We start from the raw sequence: 1,348 nt of genomic DNA, 5'->3' as shown, positions 1-1,348 counted from the left end.
GGCGGTGAGGCCGTTGCTGCAGTAGTGGCGGGCCCCGGGGCGCCCCCCCCCCCAAAAATAAGGGGCGAGCGCAACGGCCCCCCCCGCCGCCCAAAACCAATCACGGAGAAACACCCGGCCCCGAACGACACCCGGGGGGTTAAAACCCCCCGGGGGGGATCCGGGCCCGGGGGTTCCGCGGTACACGGGTTGGGCGGCCCGGGGCCCGCCCGCGCCCGCCCCGTTCTTTTTCCGGGGGGGGCCGCCGCGCGGCCGGCACTACTGCAGCAACGGCCTCACCGCCACCGCCGGAATATGATCCAGCGCGCGCCAGGCGTCTTCCACCACCGGCCGTGCCTGCGACCAGCTCAACCGCGACTGCCCGCGCATCTGCTCCCAGTGTTCGGCCAGCTCCTCGCACGTATCCGCGGCGTCACCGCGCGGCCAGTCGGCAGCGTGGGTGGTCAATGCGAAGGCGTAGACCGGGCATAGATCGCGCCAGTTGCGGTGGTTCTGCCCGCGACGCTCTTCGTAGTCGCTGAGCATGTACTGCAGGTAGTCCTGCGCCACCGCCTGCGGATCTTCATGGCGGCGCGTGCGGCGTTGTGCGGTGCGCTGGCCGAGCGGATCGAGCAGGGCGTTGAACACGGACGGTGCGGGTCGTTCAAGACGGGGCATGGCCGGCTCCTGCAGCGGGGGCGGGTGGGCAGGAATACGCGCGGTGCTGTTACCGGGGGGTGAGCAAGATGTTCATGACGCCGGGTTCGCGGCGGCTTTACCTGTGGCGCGGTGTAGTGGGAGCCCCGAGCGCAGGTAGCCAGACCATGAGCCGAGAGAATTCCCGAGACCCGTTGCGGGAAAACCACCCGCCCATTCCCGGTGAACAGCGCGGCAAGCGCGATGCCGACAATGCCGACTACCGCGGCACCGGTGCACCTTTCTACGACGCCGAGCACGGTGGCGACCATCTGCCGGTGAAGCACGAGGCTGAACAGGCCGCCCAGGACCGCAAGGATGGCGGCGACCGCCATCGCGGCGGCCAGGAAAGCCCGCTCAAGCGTCGCGAACGCAAGCAGCGCGCCAGCGACAACCAGGACGAGGCGCTGGAGGAGACCTTCCCGGCCAGCGACCCGACCTCGCCGTTCGTACCGGCCAAGGCCCCCGACTGACGGGTAGTGCCGGCCGCTGGGCGGCCAACTCTGGGGGTCCCAGGCCGGAGCGAATCCGGGCCCCGGCCCGCCGACCCCCCCGCACCCCCCCCCCCCACCTGACCGCCCCCGCCCCGCCCCCCCCCCCCACCACGGGGCCTGGCCGGGACCCAAACCCCCCGCGGGGGGGCAGGCCGGCAACTCGAACACAACCCCCACCC

The 1,348-nt window shown here is 72.0% G+C and carries 2 protein-coding genes; one reads left to right on the top strand and one right to left on the bottom strand.

All coding sequences use genetic code 11. The features are described from left to right. Positions 1-258: 258 nt before the first annotated feature. Complete coding sequence (locus tag RCF13_RS05225) at positions 259-657, bottom strand: hypothetical protein (protein WP_049413394.1); 399 nt, start codon at positions 655-657, stop codon at positions 259-261. A 146-nt stretch (positions 658-803) separates the two neighbouring features. On the opposite strand from RCF13_RS05225, the gene RCF13_RS05220 reads away from it, so the two are divergent. Continuing rightward, positions 804-1,148, top strand: coding sequence for a hypothetical protein (locus RCF13_RS05220; RefSeq protein WP_053496719.1), 345 nt, complete (start codon positions 804-806; stop codon positions 1,146-1,148). Positions 1,149-1,348: the final 200 nt, after the last annotated feature.

This window comes from Stenotrophomonas maltophilia group sp. RNC7, from assembly GCF_030910085.1.
Taxonomy (GTDB): domain Bacteria; phylum Pseudomonadota; class Gammaproteobacteria; order Xanthomonadales; family Xanthomonadaceae; genus Stenotrophomonas; species Stenotrophomonas sepilia.
The sequence above is the reverse complement of the archived record's forward strand: the minus strand, read 5'-3'. Positions and strand labels throughout refer to the sequence as shown.

Coding starts and splice junctions, on each gene's coding strand:
- RCF13_RS05225 (WP_049413394.1), bottom strand. CDS start 657: ATGCCCCGTCTTGAACGACCCGCACCGTCCGTGTTCAACGCCCTGCTC.
- RCF13_RS05220 (WP_053496719.1), top strand. CDS start 804: ATGAGCCGAGAGAATTCCCGAGACCCGTTGCGGGAAAACCACCCGCCC.